14 protein-coding genes are annotated in these 17608 nt (G+C 48.2%); 8 read left to right on the top strand and 6 right to left on the bottom strand.

Translation table 11 applies throughout. The features are described 5' to 3' along the window. Positions 1–244: 244 nt before the first annotated feature. Complete coding sequence (locus J7438_RS00410) at positions 245–925, top strand: MiaE family protein (protein WP_209199709.1); 681 nt, start codon at positions 245–247, stop codon at positions 923–925. A 392-nt stretch (positions 926–1317) separates the two neighbouring features. Then, positions 1318–3327, top strand: a complete 2010-nt coding sequence (locus tag J7438_RS00405; protein ID WP_209275000.1) for an ankyrin repeat domain-containing protein — start codon at positions 1318–1320, stop codon at positions 3325–3327. A 618-nt stretch (positions 3328–3945) separates the two neighbouring features. Here the strand turns inward: J7438_RS00405 and J7438_RS00400 are convergent. Continuing rightward, the gene (locus J7438_RS00400; protein WP_209274999.1) at positions 3946–4677 is read right to left on the bottom strand and encodes a UDP-2,3-diacylglucosamine diphosphatase; all 732 of its coding nucleotides are present in this window, start codon (positions 4675–4677) and stop codon (positions 3946–3948) included. Next, positions 4677–5186: a peptidylprolyl isomerase gene (locus J7438_RS00395; protein WP_209199825.1), complete on the bottom strand. Its 510-nt coding sequence runs from the start codon at positions 5184–5186 to the stop codon at positions 4677–4679. Before J7438_RS00395 ends, J7438_RS00400 begins: the two co-directional genes overlap by 1 nt. 304 nt (positions 5187–5490) lie before the next feature. Between J7438_RS00395 and J7438_RS00390 the strand changes: the two genes are divergently transcribed. Next, positions 5491–7161, top strand: a complete 1671-nt coding sequence (locus tag J7438_RS00390) for a glutamine--tRNA ligase/YqeY domain fusion protein (RefSeq protein ID WP_209274998.1) — start codon at positions 5491–5493, stop codon at positions 7159–7161. 41 nt (positions 7162–7202) lie between these two features. Beyond that, positions 7203–8585 carry a cysteine--tRNA ligase gene (gene cysS, locus J7438_RS00385; RefSeq protein ID WP_209274997.1) on the top strand — a complete coding sequence of 461 codons (1383 nt, stop codon included), beginning with the start codon at positions 7203–7205 and terminating at the stop codon, positions 8583–8585. A 244-nt stretch (positions 8586–8829) separates the two neighbouring features. Here the strand turns inward: cysS and J7438_RS00380 are convergent, their stop codons facing one another. The 3 genes from J7438_RS00380 to J7438_RS00370 form a co-directional block, all read right to left on the bottom strand. After that, positions 8830–10107: a hypothetical protein gene (locus J7438_RS00380; RefSeq protein WP_209274996.1), complete on the bottom strand. Its 1278-nt coding sequence runs from the start codon at positions 10105–10107 to the stop codon at positions 8830–8832. 273 nt (positions 10108–10380) lie between these two features. Beyond that, the gene (locus tag J7438_RS00375) at positions 10381–11112 is read right to left on the bottom strand and encodes a hypothetical protein (protein ID WP_209274995.1); all 732 of its coding nucleotides are present in this window, start codon (positions 11110–11112) and stop codon (positions 10381–10383) included. A 755-nt stretch (positions 11113–11867) separates the two neighbouring features. Further along, positions 11868–12686, bottom strand: a complete 819-nt coding sequence (locus J7438_RS00370; RefSeq protein WP_209274994.1) for an NUDIX hydrolase — start codon at positions 12684–12686, stop codon at positions 11868–11870. A 55-nt stretch (positions 12687–12741) separates the two neighbouring features. Between J7438_RS00370 and J7438_RS00365 the strand changes: the two genes are divergently transcribed. Continuing rightward, positions 12742–13455 (top strand): isochorismatase family protein, encoded by a 714-nt coding sequence (locus J7438_RS00365; protein ID WP_209199741.1) that lies wholly within the window; start codon positions 12742–12744, stop codon positions 13453–13455. Between the two features lie 11 nt (positions 13456–13466). Further along, a complete protein-coding gene (gene pncB / locus J7438_RS00360) occupies positions 13467–14657 on the top strand; it encodes a nicotinate phosphoribosyltransferase (protein WP_209274993.1) in 1191 nt (396 codons plus the stop codon). A 13-nt stretch (positions 14658–14670) separates the two neighbouring features. On the opposite strand, the gene J7438_RS00355 is transcribed toward pncB, so the two are convergent. Next, positions 14671–15984, bottom strand: coding sequence for an RNA ligase family protein (locus J7438_RS00355; RefSeq protein WP_209274992.1), 1314 nt, complete (start codon positions 15982–15984; stop codon positions 14671–14673). Between the two features lie 206 nt (positions 15985–16190). Between J7438_RS00355 and J7438_RS00350 the strand changes: the two genes are divergently transcribed. Together J7438_RS00350 and J7438_RS00345 are read left to right on the top strand one after the other, a co-directional pair. Continuing rightward, positions 16191–16760, top strand: a complete 570-nt coding sequence (locus J7438_RS00350; protein ID WP_209199747.1) for a hypothetical protein — start codon at positions 16191–16193, stop codon at positions 16758–16760. A gap of 226 nt (positions 16761–16986) precedes the next feature. Then, positions 16987–17547, top strand: a complete 561-nt coding sequence (locus J7438_RS00345; protein WP_209274991.1) for a TMEM165/GDT1 family protein — start codon at positions 16987–16989, stop codon at positions 17545–17547. Positions 17548–17608 lie beyond the last annotated feature (61 nt).

Here is a 17608-nt window from a genome sequence, read left to right as displayed (position 1 = left end):
CAACCCATTCACCATTTACATCAAAAAAGCAGTCACTCCCGATGAATACTCGTCAACTGCCGCAACTTGAAAATTGACGTATTTATAATTTCTGAAAACAATGCATATAGTAAACACCCTGCAACACCTGACCTCCAGCGTATCGCCATCACGCCCTAATCCAGACACAGCCTGTAACCAACCACACGAACCACTGTTACCAATCGAATTAACCACATATCATAACTTCCAGACTGGAGGCCATATGATCGTAGACATTTTCCATATCTTGGATTTCTTACCCTGTCCCACCCCTCAAGAGTGGATTGAAGCAGCGTGTAAGCCTGAAAACTTACCTCTAATCCTTACAGATCATGCAAACAATGAACTGAAGGCTGCTCAATCAGCGATGGCGATCATGAGCCGTTATCGCACCGGGACGTTCAGCCGGGGTAACGGCCGCCGTGAACAGCAGAAAGGTGGGCTGCAACTGAGAATAGAAGATCAGTTAAGCCTGCTGAACAAAATGTCCAGACTGGCCCGTGAAGAGCTGCGGCACTATGAGCAGGTTCTGGCCATTATGGCTCGCCGGGATATTCCCTATGTTTACCTGGAAGCCGGTCGCTATGCGGGGCAGTTATGTGCTGCCATCAGAACGTTTGAACCATTCAGGCTGGTCGATACCCTGGTGATGGGGGCGTTTATTGAAGCCCGTTCCTGTGAGCGTTTTGCGGCACTCTCGCCCTGGCTGGATGATGAGTTGAAGAAGTTTTATCAGTCATTATTGAAGTCTGAAAGTCGACATTTTCAGGACTATCTGGCATTGGCAGAGGCCATTAATGGCGGGTCAGTGGCTGACCGGGTGGCGATATTCGCCGGGATTGAGCAGGATGCCATTGAGTCTCCAGACAAACTATTCCGTTTTCACAGTGGTGTGCCTGTCTGAGAATATTGGTGCCAGGGTCTTCGCTGCTGTGACGACTGTCCGTAAAACGTGATAGACCGGCTCTGCATTGTCGTGGTTTTAAAATTTCCAGGAGGCTGTCCGAGAATAGCGCCCGTAGCGAGGACGACAGAAAATTGAGGATAAAAATTTCTGCTTCTGAGGAGAATAGCGGGGCTATTTGACGAGGAAGCAGGAATTTTTAGACCAATTTATCGCAACCGCACGACTGCATGGATGCAGGAGCTAGAGCAACGCAGGAGCAGTTGCCGTGTAGGACAGTCTTAAGTTCGACAGGCTCCTGGCTGTCTTTTCTTTTAAATAAACGTCCGGGGGATAAAAAAAGGGAAATAAATGTCCAACAGGGTTATCAAAAACTGAATTGGAATGACAAAATGTATAGTGCAGTTTCCAGTCCTGATAGCCAGAGCACATTCACCGGTACAACGCTCTCTGGCCCTGATGCCAGGGATAAGTCGTCAGCCTCTCTTTTTCCTGCCTTGCCAAAAGCTCCTGCCCACAACCGCCCTGTCCCCGTCACTTCCCTGACGAAAAGAGCCATTGCACCATCATGGAATAATAACCCACGCGCCTTGCCGGAAAACTGGCAAAGACAATTTGTCACTGGAATCCTGAATGGAAAAATCCTCGCCATTTCAGGATTGCTTCAACGGGGGGCCGATGTTAATGGTGACCTCTCCGGGCAGATTGCAAAATTGGATCAACAACCTGTCAACATTCACGGGACGTCCTCTTATCTTATAGCCCGTCTGGGCAGGACTATTAAGATGGGGGCTCAGTGCACCCCGCTCTGGCTGGCAGTCGGGGCTGGCAAGCTTGAAGTGGTAAAACTTCTGCTGTCTAAGGGGGCATTCCCTGACGCAAAGGGCTCTTTCTATGGACCTCTTGTGATGGCGGCTGTTTCAGGGCATCTGGAGATAGTCAAGGTTCTGCTGGAATATAACGCAGACATACAGGCTGGCAGTACCACAGGTTTTATTTCTCCACTGTACTGGGCCATTCATGCTGGCCATCAGGATGTGGTGGCGTTTCTGAAAAAGAAAGGTGCCCGTTTGCAAGTCGGTTGCCCGGGCATGGATGCTCTGATTTACCAATCAGCCAGAATGGGATCGACCAATTTAATCGAGTATCTGCTCAATCTCGGCGAGGACATTGATAACCACAGTACCGGCCAGAGTACCCCGGTTCATGCCGCGGCAATCAATGGCCATTTCGAGCAGGTCAAGTTACTGCTCGAGCGAGGTGCAAACAATAGCCATGGCGAAACCGGTAGTAAAACCCTGATCTGGGCTGCCTGTCGCAGCGGCAACCTGCAAATGGTCAAATATCTGCTTGATCAGGGGGCAGATATCAACGCCGGCTGCGGTCATACATACTCCAATACAAACCCACACCCCGTTGAGGCAGCTGCTTATTCTGGTAATTTGCAACTGTTGATGTTCCTGCTGGAGCGCCTGAATCTGAATATTGACACTCCCCACCTCAGCGCTACTCTGTTCCGCCAAGCTGCTGAGGGTGGCAAAGTGGTGATGATGGATTACATTGCCAACAGGGCAACCATCAACATTAATGAGACGGGTTACAATTCCCCGATCTCTGCTGCGGCCCGCAGTGGTTCAATCGGAGCCGTAACGTGGCTACTTGGCAGGGGGGCCAGCGTCAATGCCAATACTTCAGGTTTTGGTACCCCTATCTATATAGCGGCGGGGAAGGGGCTTGTGGAAATGATGGAATACCTGTTGGAAAAAGGCGCAGATATTAATGCCAACGCCAGGCTCGATACGCCTATCGTTGAGGCTGCATCGAAGGGGCACCTTGAGCTGGTCAAGCGTCTGGTTCATAAATCCGCAGCAATTGATGCGCATTCTTTGCTTTTTGTCGCCGCTCTGGGGGGGCGCTGCCACGTACTGGAATACCTGTTTGAAGAGTACACAATACTGCAGCGTATCCAACCGTCACACGTTTCATCGGCGCTCATTCATGCGTCAACACAAGGCCACCTGAACGCAGTAAAGTATCTGCTCAGCGCATTCGATACCCATTTTAATGTACCCAAGCCTGACATTTCTGAATCGCTCTGTATGGCGGCCCAACGTGGGCATATTGATGTGGTGAAGTATCTGGTTGCACAGGAGGATGACGTTAATGTGAAAAGCCAGAACTTTGGCAGCGCGATCTGGGCTGCATCACAATATGGTCATCTGGATACCGTCATGTACCTGCATCAACAGGGTGCCGACATTCGCTACTCAAACCCTGCCAACAATACGGATGTACTTTCCATTGCTGAGAAAATGGGGCATTTGGATGTTGTTCAATACCTGCAGCAATTTAATATGGCCAGCAGTCTCGGTCGGAAACCTTGGGGCGCTTTCCATCGATGAGTCAAAATTGAGTGACATCCGATGTCACAGTGGTACCTGATTTTTTGTCAGACTATTTTTGAGCGTTTATTCGCGATGATAAGGTTTGCAGCGGATTGACTCTGTGCAGGCTGGTTTTCAGTATTAGAAGGGGTAGGTGGAGCTGACGTTTGAGTGGGAAGAAAATTGTTCATAAACACATGGGCAGCCAATGTGATGGATCCTGAAATCAATGCCTGGGCAAAGAAAGACAGAGTTTGATGTTCGTCACGTAGTTCATGATAATTGATCCATTGATGAGTATCGTTAGCAAAGTAGTGTTGGTCTAAAAAATCTGCGGCAGGCTAGTTGAAGTATGATTGGACCCTATCGGTCGCCAAGATAGTCAAGCAACCATAACTAAACGCCAAAGAACTATACGCAGCGAACTTAAATGCCTTGGCAGCCGGTGTTGATTCTAAGGACCGAGGCTCTTGGGAATTAACTGGCTGTCTTGTCTCAGGAGTTCTGGTGATGTTACTGGGGAGCATGATCAAATCCTCTTAATTAATGTAAAATTAATTCTTTTGACAATATCAGATGACAATATCAGAGGATCATTTGTTCAATTTTTGAAAAAAATTATGGTTTTTATGCCGATCATTGATGTTTTATCGGGAAAGCATCCAGCGTTATGCCATTGCTGTCCAGCTCAATCTCCCAGCCCTTATCAGTCCAGTCACCCAATACATAGCGTTTGCCGACTCCATGTTTCAAGGCGACTTCATGGATGTCCGGGCGGTGCGTATGGCCGTGGATCAAGGTATCTACCCCGAACCTTTCCATCGCCTCAACAACTTCGGATCGCGTAACATCCATAATGTCCAGCGCTTTTCCGATTTTGGCCGCTTTGCTTTTTTGCCGGATTTTACGACCCAGATTCTTGCGGTAAGACAAAGGAGTCATACGCAGTAAAGCCATAACCAGGGGGTTACGGATAATTTTTCGGTAGCGCTGATACTGCTTGTCTGCAGTGCAGAGTGAGTCGCCGTGCATCAGCAGAATTTTCTGGTTATTAATGGTGATCAGTGTCGGGTCTTTTAGCCACTGTGCGTCGGTTGCCTGCAAGAAGCTTTTCCCGATGGCGAAATCCCGGTTGCCGGGCATCAGGTACAGGGCCTTGCCGCTGTTGGTATACTGTCTGAGTCGCTGGGCAATATCGTGTTGAAAGTCATCCATGGCATCATCCCCGACCCAGTACTCAAAGAAGTCACCCAGAATATAAAGGGCATCAGCCTGCGGGGCCCGATCAGCCAGGTAATGGCAGAACGCCCGGGCAACCGCCGGGCATTCTGGTGTCAGGTGAAGGTCTGAAATAAACAGCGCCTTCATCAGGCGGTTTCCACGTTCTCAAGCACTTCTGCGGACTCAATCATCACGTCTTCTACCGGAACATCCTGGTGGCCCGCACGGAAAGTGGTTTTAACCCCTTTGATCTTGTTGACGATATCCATGCCTTCAGTCACTTTGCCGAAGACACAGTAACCCCAGCCATCACTGGTTTTGCCGCTGTGGTTAAGGAAGTGGTTGTCTTTGACATTAATAAAGAACTGGGCAGATGCCGAGTGCGGGTCCATGGTTCTGGCCATGGCAATAGTCCCGGTTTCATTCTTCAGGCCGTTATCGGCCTCATTGTCGATGGGCATCCTGGTTGATTTTTGCACCATGCCGGGCTCAAAGCCGCCGCCCTGGATCATAAAACCATCGATAACACGGTGGAAAATGGTGCCATTAAAATGGCCGCTATTCGTATACTCAATGAAATTGGCAACGGTTTTTGGTGCTTTTTCAGCATCCAGGTCCAGTTTGATATCACCGAAATTGGTGTGTAATACGACCATCATGTGGGTCACCACTCTTGTTAGATAACTCTGGGAGCGTCAGGAAAACCAGGGATTCTAGGTGTTTCTCGTACCTGTGTAAAACCTATTCGTTAAACCAGGGGCTGAATACTGATAGTCAATACAGTCTATTATTGCCTGTTCAGCCTATCTGTCGGTAAAAAGCGAAACCATGCCTGGTAAATTCTCCTGGCAGGGTAATGAGTTATTTTCCAGCATTGGCAGATATGGTAGTCTCAGCCGATTATGGCGTAGGTATATAAACCCTGTTCGCCAGTAACCTCTCATAGATGCATCAGTGACAATGACTGCTACCGAAAAAGCCAGAAACTTTCTGGAACAGATTATTGAAAAAGACCTGGCAGAAGGCCGGGTCAGCCGTATTCATACCCGTTTTCCTCCAGAGCCGAATGGTTTTCTCCATGTTGGCCACGCTACTTCTATATGTCTGAACTTTGGTCTTGCAGAAAAGTATCAGGGTGAGTGCAATCTCCGTTTTGACGATACCAACCCGGAGAAAGAAGAACAGGTTTATGTGGATGCCATCCAGGAAGATATCCGCTGGCTGGGCTTCCAGTGGTCCGGTGAGGTTCGTTATGCATCCAGCTATTTTGACCAGTTTTATGATTGGGCCCTGCACCTGATTCGTGAAGGCAAGGCCTACGTCGATCATCAGGACGCTGAAGCCATGCGCGTTAACCGGGGTGATTTCAATAAACCCGGTGTTGAGAGCCCGGACAGAAACAAGTCTGTCGAAGAAAACCTGGCTGAATTTGCCAAAATGCGGGCCGGTGAATATGAAGAAGGCAAAGCGTCCCTGCGGGCTAAAATCGATATGCAGAGCCCCAATATGAACATGCGGGACCCGGTTCTCTATCGGATTCGCAAGGTGCCTCACCATCAGACCGGCGACAAGTGGTGCATTTACCCCAGCTATGACTTTGCTCATGGCCAGGAAGATGCTATTGAGCATATTACCCACTCTATCTGCACCCTGGAGTTTCAGGATCACCGTCCTCTCTATGAATGGTTCCTGGATAACCTGCCGGTTCCGGCCAGACCCCGGCAGTATGAGTTTGCCCGTACCAACCTGAATTACACGGTGACTTCCAAACGCAAGTTGAAGAAGCTGGTGGATGAAGGTGTGGTGAATGGTTGGGACGACCCCCGAATGCCAACCATCTCCGGTATGCGTCGTCGTGGTTATACCCCGAATGCCATCCGCCGCTTTTCCGAGATGGTGGGTGTCAGCCGATCCGATGGCACCGCTGATGTGTCCATGCTGGAACATGCCATTCGTGATGACCTGAACACCAATGCCGCCCGAGCCATGGCGGTACTCTCGCCTTTGAAACTGGTGATTCAGAACCTGCCGGAAGGCGAGGTGCAGGAGATGGCGGCGGCGGCGCATCCAAATCGTCCGGAGCTGGGGCAGAGAACCCTGCCGTTTACCCGGGAAATCTATATCGATCAGGAAGACTTCACCGAAGATACCACCTTATCCCGCAAAAAGTTCAAGCGTCTGGTGATTGGTGATTATGTTCGTCTCAGAAGTGCTTATGTTATTAAGGCAGAAGCAGTGATCCGTGATGAGAGTGGCAATATTGTTGAAGTTCATGCCTCTTATGTGCCGGGTACGGTAGGGGAAGATCCACCGGAAGGTATTCGTCCTCGTGGTGTTATTCACTGGGTTTCGGCGACTCACGGCCAGCAGGCTGAATTGAGAATGTATGATCGTCTGTTCAGCCATCCGGCACCGGATCGTGGTGAAGAGGACTTTCTGAGTCATGTGAATCCGGAGTCCCTGAAGGTGACTCAGGCATGGGTTGAGCCATCGCTGGTCAATGCGGCACCGGAACAGTCCTTCCAGTTTGAGCGTGAAGGTTACTTTGTTGCAGACCGCCGTGACCATTGTGCCGAATACCCGGTGTTTAACCTGACCATTGGTTTGAAAGATACCTGGGCCAATAAGTAGTTGGTTAACTACTTAATGCCTGAAGAAAGGATACCGATAAAGTGCTGCAGATTTATAACAGCCTGACCCGCAAGAAAGAGCCGTTTACCCCACTGGATGGCAATCACGTGCGCATGTACGTTTGTGGTATGACGGTATACGACTACTGTCATATTGGTCACGCCCGTACAGTAACGGCGTTTGATGTGGTGGCTCGTTATCTCCGTGCCCGTGGTTATGATTTGACCTATGTTCGCAATATCACGGATGTGGATGACAAGATTATTCGCCGGGCGGCCGAAAACGGTGAGGATTTTATGACCCTGACCGGTCGTATGATCGCCGCCATGCAGGAAGACTTCCAGCGATTGGGTAACCTGCCACCAGACCAGGAGCCCAAGGCCACCGAATTTGTACCGGGTATGGTGGCAATGATCGAGCAGCTGATCGGGAAGGGCTTTGCCTACGCACCGGGTAATGGGGATGTCTATTACCGTGTTCATAAGTTTGCAGATTACGGCAAGCTGTCCGGCAAGGTGCTTGAAGAGCTGGAAGCGGGTGCCCGAATTGAGGTGGAAGAGCAAAAAGAAGATCCTCTGGATTTTGTTTTGTGGAAAGCTGCCAAGCCCGGTGAGCCCAGCTGGCCGTCGCCCTGGGGTGAGGGGCGTCCGGGCTGGCATATTGAGTGCTCTGTTATGGGTAAATGCTGCCTGGGCGATACCTTTGATATTCATGGTGGCGGTTCAGATCTGAAGTTCCCTCATCATGAGAATGAGATTGCCCAGAGCGAAGCATGTAACGACGCCAGGTTTGTGAATACCTGGATGCACTCTGGCGCAATCCGCATTGATAATGTGAAGATGTCCAAGAGCCTTGGTAACTTCTTTACCATCCGTGAAGTGCTGGATAAGTACGATGAAGAAGTGGTTCGCTACTTTATGATCTCCAGTCACTACCGCAGCCCGATCAATTATTCCGAAGATAGCCTGAAAGAGGCGGGTGTGCGCCTTGAGCGTCTGTACACCGCGTTGCAAGGGCTTGACCTGGAAGGTGTGTCCGCAGCAGAAAATAATGAGTTCGAGCAGCGGTTCTTCAAGGTTATGGACGATGACTTCAATACCGCAGAAGGGCTTGCCGTATTGTTTGAGTTGGTGCGTCACCTCAATACCGTGCGCAGTCAGGACGAATCTGCCGCTCTGCCACTGGCTGCCCTGCTGGTTAAGCTTGGTGGGGTTCTGGGTATTCTGCAGAGGGATCCGGAAGTGTTTCTGAAATCCGGTGCGGATGTGGATGAAGCCATGATTGAAAGCATGATTGAGCAACGCAACAATGCCAAGAGGCATCGTGATTTTGCTGAAGCAGATCGTATCCGTGATGAACTTGCTGCCCGGGGAGTTATTCTTCAGGACAGCAGAGAAGGTACAACATGGCGGATTGAGCGTTAAGGTCATTTTATACGGCTGGCGGCCTATCCCGGATATTTCATAAACGTGCTCCCGCTCTCGCTTGTCCTTTACCGCTCTAAGGGAGTTTTGTTCAGTCGACCGTACTTCCCGGTATGGCGCTCCCTCACAAAATCCCTTAGAGCGCAAAGTCCTCGGCTTTGGCATCCTGCGTCGCCCTATCTCCCACATCCATGTGGTCGTGCGCGAGATTCGGGGCAGTTTATGAAATACCGGGCTATTGCTGTCAGCTCCCTTTCGGAAGGAGAGAAACCTCGCTGGAGCGCAGTTTTATTTTATTTATATTAAAGTCTCTCATAAAGGCTTCAGCCCCAAAGCCAAGAACATAGCTTATTAATTTTTCATCATCGATTGGTTTTATTTTTGCCTGCAATTTACGGTATTTATTCGACAATTCTGCGATCGGCACACTTTTTAATTCTTGATCAGGCAGTCTGAAAAGGAAGCGGGTACTGATGCCACTTGCTTCATCATAATGGCAGGCAATACCTCCCTGATGCTTGCTAAAAAACATCAGGATATCTGCAGTGATCGGCTGTCCGAAAAGTGATTTAATATGAGTCAGCACCTGTTGGGATTCAGGTGTAATTCTTCTACTGGCTTCATCAATCAAGGCGGTAGTTATCAAATAGATGGGAATTTCTTTTGCATGCTTCACATTCTGAAGCCGTGGGTCGTAAAAAGCCCCTTCAGAATGTTTTTTGACATACGCTGTCACTTCGCTCTGATTAAATTTCAGGTTCCCTTCTACCTTCATTGCCTTGATTTGTTGGTTGGGCAGTGCTTTAAACGCCTCAGGGAACCAAATGCGGAATTTAATGTGTAGCGGGTAGATTTTAGCTATGCCAAGACCAGCGGATTTATAGCCTGTTACATGAATGATATCGCCATATATACGTTGGTTTCGATAAAGGTTTAAACATTCTATTACATCAAGGCATTGCTGGCTGTGGGAAGGCATCCAGTTCGCGGTTGGCTGATTGAAAGTAGTCGGATTAGGCAGCAAGGGTGCCTTATAATTTTGGTTTTGCTGTAAAAATAAATGAAAAGCTCTTGCCAGCAAGGTGTTAGAGGGCGGGATCCCAAAAGTATTTTCATAATTGAGGGTGGCTGCCCATAATTCGGCCATAAGCACTTGTACATGGGGATTACTTTGCAGGCTGGAATGAGGATCGATTGAGCTGCCAGCGAATGCTCCGGGTAACATTCCGTTGTCTTCTGATAACGATGCTTCAGCACTTTCAGCGGATTCATTAATCCCGGATGATGTTTGAGAAAAACTATCAGTGTATCTTTTTCCATCGTCGGGGCAGTGCTCAGATTTTCTGGGGTGGGGCCGATTCGGATTGCCTGTTGTTGTAGATTTGGGGGTATGTTCTGAAGTATGGGGTGTTGGGATATGTACGGGTGCCGACTTTTTCCTTTGTCGCATGCGCGGTTGCACATCGGCAATGCTGGTGCTGCCAGGACCGGTGAAACCCGGGTTTAAATAAGAGGTGAACATCTGCCCCTGTTGATCTGGAAAGTATGGGAGTTGAAGTCGCTGTGCCAGATGAGCTGTGTGACTTATATTCCGCCCATGCCAATGGGGCATTCCTGTAAAGGAGGGCTGTCGATAAGGAGAAGTCAGTTGAGTTGATACTGGCTCATCGTATCTGGGGTATCCTTGTGCAGTGGCGTTTGTTGTGTATGGATTGTTGTTCATTGTGAGTCACTTTGCCTGATTAAGTTGTTAAATAGCTGGATTAAGAAGCGTGATGTCTTATTATCTCCCGGACTAATCATCTGATAGAAAACTAACAGTGTGAGAAAATAACTGTATGCTCCCCCTTCTGCGAATGCCTCGTCTAAGAAAGCTGCCTACACCCAAAGATTCAATATAATCTGATAACTCACTGTCATTCATGGAATGCTGTATGGTAGCTTCCAGTTCGTAAAACAGCCCCCTGAGCGATGATACTGACAGTGGCGTATACACTGTAGGTGTGTTAAACATAAAATAGGTAAGATAGCCTGTTGTCGGATCTCTATGGCAGGCTATTCCGCCAACTTGTTTGGAGTCAAAGAATACTATTCTGGCATTGACTCTTTTCTCATTCAGGGATTTCAGGTGATCGATAATTTTTGGTATTTCCTGCTCTGCCTTCAATGGGTCAATGCTCTCCTGAGTGATTGCCAGCTGAGTAGATGAAGATAATTTCATTTCATCACATTTCAGGAAAATAGGGATTCTGCTGACGGGCTCTCTTTGCTGGTCTTTGTTATAAAAGCAGCCGGCGGGTTGTCTGGATAAGTATTGGGTCAGAGCCTGCCATGATGAGAAGCATAGCTTTCCCTGTATTGGTGACGAGATCATATCGCTGGCTATTAGATCTGATGGAAAGCGCAGGCCAACCTTCAGATTAAAAATCCCCAGTTGTATATTGCCAGTACCAGCTCTTTGATGGTAGGCAATGTCGTCAATGGTTGAAGTTAAGTATCTTCCCCGGTTTAGGGTAATGAGTTCCATGACTTCCGGGGCTTCAGATGCTTTTGCTGGTGCTGTTCCTGCTGAGCCTGCCGGAACACGGGGCAAAAATTGAATCGCAGTGTCTGGGCAAGCCGGTTGGGGGATGTAGCAGGGTGTCAGGCTGGCCTGGAATGGACTAAAAGGGGTAGGAGGAGCGCAAAAGGTTGGTCGACAAAAGTAAAGCGCTTGCTCTTGCGCGGGGATGAAAGCAGGCATTCTTTGACGTGTTGACACAACAGCAATGGGGCAGGTGTCACTCTGTGCAGATACCGTTGGTAGTGGTGCTGCTGCAACTCGGAGCGGTACCGGGTAAAAAACCGTCTGAGCAGGTGGGTTGAGCGCCTGTGAATAATAAACTTTTTGTTCTGTTGGCTGGTCTGGCAGGGCAACCTCTCTGTGCCGCCATATTTTTACTGGTTTTACCAGTAATGGGTTATTTGCTGTTGGTTGTATGATGATATTGTTGGTATCTGTACCAGGTCGAAGCGAATTGACATGCATCTTTGAAAATTGCTCTCTTGGAGTAAGTGGACTATTAAAATTACTTTTTAATGGATGGCGCATTCACAGGGGAAGGCTTTATCTGAGTAAATTAATAGAAAGATGATTCAATATTTCATTATTATTCCTGCGACTTGTCATTTAGTGCACTTTTGTAACTGTTAATCAGTTTTGGCAATCAATTTTGCTGATCAATTTGCAGGGGTTAATATGTGACAATTCAGATGTAATATGAATTCTCACCAGAAGATTTTTCAAACTTTAGTTGTTAAATAGAGCCTGTCAAATAACCAGTTTTCTGACTGTCGGTTTGTTTGGTAAAGCGTAGCGGGCCGGTTGCTTCCATAGCGCTTTTTGCCGGTATCCTCAAGCAGATTGTAATTCAGGAATCGGTTGCGGATCGAGCGCATGGGTGGGGCTTTGCCAAGAATAACAGAAAAGACATGTTGAATATCGGATAACGTGAACTCTGTTGGAAGCAGGTAAACAGGCAGCGCACTGTACTGTATTTTATTTTTCAGTCTGTCCAGCGCTTCCATAACCAGTTGGTTATGGTCATAGGCCAATGTGGTTACCGGTTGATCATTCACAACATCAACCCATACCGCCTGGGCCTGTAATGACTGTTCATTACCCGGACGAAGGAGTGCGTAGTAAACGACGGTTAATGACCAGCCCCTGGAGTCTCTCTGATTATCGCCAATGGTGACGACCTGCTCGAAATAAGTGGCAGGTTCTGACGTCAGTCGGCTCAGTTGTCGTTTTGCCGTATCTTCAAGGCAGTGATCAAATTCAGGCTCTATTCTGCCTGCCGGGAGCTGGGGGCACTTATTTTCCGGTAACTGATGAACAAGTACCTGGAGGCTGTTGTTGGCGCTGAGCTGAAACACGACCAGATCGACAGAGATAAGTGCCGTGTTCAGGCTCTTGATTGTCTTAAGGCTTTTAATCGGCTGATGGCTCTTGGTTGGCTGATGGCTCTTGGTTGGCTGATGGCTCTTGGTTGGCTGATGGCTCTTGGTTGGCTGATGGCTCTTGGTTGGCTGAAGGCTCTTGGTCGGCTTGGGGCCCATGGACAAATCCTGATGGCAGATACTCTGGTTGACAGGTTAGGGAACATAATTCACTATGTTAGTGAATCAGATTCCTTTTGTCACGGTGAAAATAATGTATGCCATTGGGTCGAGGGAGACTATTGCTGCTTTTGATGTGGATGCCCAGAACTGTTTCACCCCGTTGTGTCCAGATGAGCTACCGGTTCCGGATGGTCATAATATCGCTGCTGAGTTAAATCGCCAGGCCCGGCTGGCTGGTGTTCGTGTGGGGTCCAAGGATGCGCATCCGGCCAATGCAGTATGGGTGGCTGGGGCAGAGTATCCGCAGTTGACGCCGGTAACCGGCCATAAAAATGTTGATCTGCGCTGGAATCGACATGCTGTCCCCGGCACACAGGGGTTTGAGCTGGTGAGTGGGCTTCCCGACGTGACGGATTATGATTATTTTGTCTGGAAGGGGGTCGAGATGGATATTCATCCTTATGGTGCCTGTTTTCATGACCTGGTAGAACGGTTGAGTACAGGCGTTATCGAATTTTTAACCAATAAAGGCATTACCACCGTATTGGTTGGTGGTCTGGCGCTTGATTTCTGTGTAAAAACCACGGCACTGCAACTGCAGCGGGCTGGTTTTCAGGTGTATGTCAATCTTGCTGCCACCCGTGGCCTGGCTGAATCATCAGTGGCTGATGCTATTGCCGAACTGAATGCCGGCGGAGTTATTTTGGTAGAGAGTGCCAGCGATCTGATCATTGCTGATGCGGTCAGTGATGCCGACGCTCTCTGAAGGAAAGAAGTATGGATAGCCCGATTATACCAACCCTCCTCGACACCGACCTGTATAAATACACCATGCAGCAGTCCATGGTGCACCGCTATCCGGATGCCTGGGCTCGCATGGAGTTTCATTGCCGTAGTGACCAGCCGTTAGCCCTGTCAAAAAAGCAACTGAAAAGGCAGTGTGAATTTCTGGGAGAGCTGCGCCTGGGTTCGGAAGAACTTGAGTGGCTGTCTACTCTGCCGTTTATTGCGGATGATTTTATCGAGTATCTTGAGGGTTTCCGGCTTGACCCCCATGCGGTTGCCATTGAACAGACCAGTGGTCAACTGTCGTTGGTGATTGAGGGGCTCTGGAGTGAAATTACCCACTTTGAAATTTTCCTGCTGGCAATTGTCAGTGAGCTTCATGGTCATAGCTTTTATGGTCAGGGAGCTCAGGATGATGTGATTACTCAAGGCCAGCGTCGCCTTGATGAGAAGCTGAGCCAGCTTCCGGGCGATAGTGGTATTACTCTGGTCGATTTTGGTACGCGTCGGCGGTTTTCAAGGGACTGGCATTACCACGTCGTGGAAAGCCTGAAGCACCGCTTGCCAGATAACTTTGTGGGCACCAGCAACCTGAATCTGGCAAGAACCCTTGGCTTGAAACCGGTAGGCACCATGGCCCATGAGTGGCTGCAGTCCCATCAGGTTCTCGGTCAGAGTCTGCGGACCAGTCAGAAAGATGCGTTAAGGGTATGGCTGGATGAGTATCAAGGTCAGCTCGGCATAGCGCTTACGGATACCATCAACATGGCTGCGTTTCTGAAGGACTTTGATGTTGAGCTGGCCAGGGCCTACCAGGGGATGCGCCATGATTCCGGTGACCCTTTCGTCTGGGGGGAATTGGCCCTTGATCATTATCGCCGACTGGGCATTGACCCGCGCAGCAAAAGTCTGGTGTTCAGTGATAAGCTGAACTTTGATAAAGCGTTGGCTATTTACCAATGGTTCGCTGGTAAAATTAATGTCAGCTTTGGGATTGGTACCTATCTCACCAACGATATGGGCTTTAATGCGCCCAATATTGTTCTGAAATTAACCGAGCTGAATGGGGCTCCCGTTGCCAAACTCTCAGACAGCCCGGGTAAAACACTATGCCGTGATAAGGACTATATTGAGCGGTTAAAGAAAACGTTTGGCTATCAGTCAGGTTACGGATACTCATGACCAATCATGCCGGTCATGGGGATTTAACTGGAAAAAGCTGGGGGTTGGCCTGTTTTATCAGTTCAACCAGCCTTTTGTTAATGTGTCCTTTCATTTTCCCCCACGTCAGGATCTCCTCACTCCCCGGGTGGGTGTTGACCAGCTCATCCCTTGCCATATCGAAAACTGCTGTTATTTTCCGGCTCAATTCCTTTCGAGTATTCAGCGTGCCCTGTTCTTTAATCAGGTCCCTCCGCTCAATAATGTCAAGTAACTGGTTAGCCAGTTTCTTTCTCACCTGATCTTCAACTTTTCCGCCAGCAGACGATGCCCCGGCTTCCCCGGCAACCCAGTCTGCCAGGAGTTTATAACAAAAGCGTCGTCTGGTGTCTGTTCCTTCAACAAAGCTGGGTAGCGGCTCATTGTTTCTCTTTTTTTCCTGAATGGCGTTGCTGGCTTCCGTATCCCTGAAAGTGGGCACATACAATAATTCACGCTCGGGCTGAATCACTACCCCTTCAATATCCGTAGTCAGTTCTGAAGGCATGATCTCGATGTTATTCACTTTACTGGCAAGCATCGCAGCCGATGTTCCGGGGACATGATTAACCTTGAAATTACAGAGTTCCTTGAATGTTCCTTCTGCCAGCACATTGACCTTTTGCATGTTTGGAGGACGAATTTCCTCATCCCACAACTGACTGAAGCGATCGAAAGGGAGTTGTTCCCCCTCTATATCCAAGGCAAATGCAATCAGGTGATGACTCAAGCCGTAATTCTGTCTGTTTTGAATATTAAAGCCCACCATTTCACAGCGGAGGAAGACAGTATCGATGTTATTTTTATTCATCCAACGATTAACAGCAAAAATATCTTCAGTGTATTTATTTTCGATAAGCCCTGCCAAAGGATCACTTTTGTTATGTACCTTGGTCAGTCTTTTGTATAAACAAACGTTACCATTCCTGTCGACTTTAATGGTGGTGTTAATGCCATCGTGCTTTTCTGTTGCTACACATTTAAGTGCATCCACATCCACTTCATTGATTGATCGCAATTCAGACATGAACCTGTTGTGTTTTTCCTGATCCGTTCTGGAACCGATGATCGAGTTAAAATACCTGAAACCGAGCTGGCTTCCTTCGGCCTCATAATTTACCGTTATTCCATAATCACCAAGGCATTTTTTATCAGGTGTTGTCGTATATGTCCCTTCATTGATTTTTACCTGAGTTTCTGGTTTTACTACTTGTGCTTTGCTGTCATCAAACTCTGTTGAGCATTCGTTCGATAATTGGTGTGTCAGTGTAGTTGCTGTTGGTGGTGAAATTGTTGATGGTGTAAACATTATTCAATACCTGTCAAATAATGGCTGTCCGGAAAAAACAAATGTTTCAGGAAATCATAGGCCTTTGAATCGATACGAGTTGAACTTTTTTTTGGAAAGAAAGTCATAAAATTGTGAGTTGGCATTTGTTCTTCAGAAAATCGTTTTCATATGAGCTGACCCGGCAGCATCAACTTATTTTCCATACTGGTAACAGGAATTGAATTATGCAGTCTACATCATGTCCAAGTGCGCCGTCCTGCCATCTGAAAGACTACCTTTTGAACGAAGAGGTATTAATTACCTCATGTTCTTGCGGTCACATTGGCTCACTTTTATGTTATGCGGTATCGGCTCTCCCTAAAGCTGCTCCTATCGGTTTTGTTTCATTTTGCACAGCTTCAGCCATTGGTCTCGCCATGGAGCAACGCAATATTGTCCGGCACGACTATGAAACCAAACTGTTGCTGATAAGCAACAAAGAGTTAAAAAGAGAGTTAAAGGAAAAGCTTGAACGATTATCCGTGAGGCAATGTGCTACTTTTCTTGGATGTAAAAAAAATCGGGAGGCAATTGCTGATCTTAAAAAATTGATTAAAGGAAATGATGAAGCGCTGTATAAAAAGCTTGAGCGAATATCCAGTAAGCAAACCGTAAATAATCATACATGCACAATGAATAGCGAGAAAATGGAGGGCCTCCATGAACTGATAAACAACATGTCAACGGTAATAACTGAACAGCCCGGGGTATTAAATCAACTACCCACAGACTGTCATCGGCAAAAAAACAGGTAGTTGCCCTTGATATCTACCTTCTCCCAAAGTGGCATAGAGTCTGACGGATATCTCCTGGTTTGTAAGAAATGTAAAGCGCAGGATTTGTTCCATATCAGCACCGGCTTTCAATGTTTTCTGTATTCTCCGGTCTGTTGTGTTCAACACTGTGGTTCAGTAGAGTCTGGCCAATACTGGTTCCGATCCGGTTCAAGAGCCAATCATTCATCGCCTCCCCGGATTTGTTATGGAAACCTTTTCCCTTTCCGCACTGGTGGTTTTTCTCGCTGAAATCGGTGACAAGACCCAGCTGCTGTCGCTGATGCTGGCGTTGCGGTTTCGCGCTCCCTGGCTGATCTCTCTGGCTATTTTGCTGGCGACTCTGTTGAACCATGCCGTTGCCGTCTGGTTTGGCAGTTGGGTGGTTGCCTGGATTTCCCCTGATATTCTTCAATATCTGATTGCCGCTTCCTTTTTTGCTGTTGCTGTATGGACCCTGATCCCGGATAAGCTGAGTGACAATGATGGGGCAACGACGGGTTATGGCGTTTTTCTAACGACACTGGCTCTGTTTTTTGTGGCCGAGATGGGCGATAAGACCCAGGTCGCGACTGTGCTTCTGGCGGCTGAATGTTCTGCCACGATCATGGTGATTGCCGGCACTACGCTGGGCATGCTGCTGGCCAATATACCCGTGGTCTTCTTTGGTGAGAATTTGGCAAAGAGGCTGCCACTGCAATGGATTCGCCGTGGGGCTGCGTTGTTGTTTGCCGGGTTGGGCGTGATGGCGCTGGTGAATCCATCATAATATTGTTTCCGGGCTTACCAGCCGGAAAAAAGCGGGCCTGATTGTGAATAAAATGATGGCC

The sequence above is a fragment of the Thalassotalea sp. G20_0 genome (genome assembly GCF_017744175.1).
Classification (GTDB): Bacteria; Pseudomonadota; Gammaproteobacteria; order Pseudomonadales; family Endozoicomonadaceae; genus Endozoicomonas.
This window is presented reverse-complemented; position numbering and strand designations above follow the sequence as displayed.

Coding starts and splice junctions, on each gene's coding strand:
- J7438_RS00395 (WP_209199825.1), bottom strand. CDS start 5,186: ATGGTCGTATTACACACCAATTTCGGTGATATCAAACTGGACCTGGAT.
- J7438_RS00380 (WP_209274996.1), bottom strand. CDS start 10,107: ATGTTCACCTCTTATTTAAACCCGGGTTTCACCGGTCCTGGCAGCACC.
- J7438_RS00400 (WP_209274999.1), bottom strand. CDS start 4,677: ATGAAGGCGCTGTTTATTTCAGACCTTCACCTGACACCAGAATGCCCG.
- J7438_RS00350 (WP_209199747.1), top strand. CDS start 16,191: ATGCAGTCTACATCATGTCCAAGTGCGCCGTCCTGCCATCTGAAAGAC.
- J7438_RS00410 (WP_209199709.1), top strand. CDS start 245: ATGATCGTAGACATTTTCCATATCTTGGATTTCTTACCCTGTCCCACC.
- J7438_RS00405 (WP_209275000.1), top strand. CDS start 1,318: ATGTATAGTGCAGTTTCCAGTCCTGATAGCCAGAGCACATTCACCGGT.
- J7438_RS00375 (WP_209274995.1), bottom strand. CDS start 11,112: ATGGAACTCATTACCCTAAACCGGGGAAGATACTTAACTTCAACCATT.
- J7438_RS00365 (WP_209199741.1), top strand. CDS start 12,742: ATGTTAGTGAATCAGATTCCTTTTGTCACGGTGAAAATAATGTATGCC.
- J7438_RS00355 (WP_209274992.1), bottom strand. CDS start 15,984: ATGTTTACACCATCAACAATTTCACCACCAACAGCAACTACACTGACA.
- pncB (WP_209274993.1), top strand. CDS start 13,467: ATGGATAGCCCGATTATACCAACCCTCCTCGACACCGACCTGTATAAA.
- J7438_RS00345 (WP_209274991.1), top strand. CDS start 16,987: ATGGAAACCTTTTCCCTTTCCGCACTGGTGGTTTTTCTCGCTGAAATC.
- J7438_RS00390 (WP_209274998.1), top strand. CDS start 5,491: ATGACTGCTACCGAAAAAGCCAGAAACTTTCTGGAACAGATTATTGAA.
- J7438_RS00370 (WP_209274994.1), bottom strand. CDS start 12,686: ATGGGCCCCAAGCCGACCAAGAGCCTTCAGCCAACCAAGAGCCATCAG.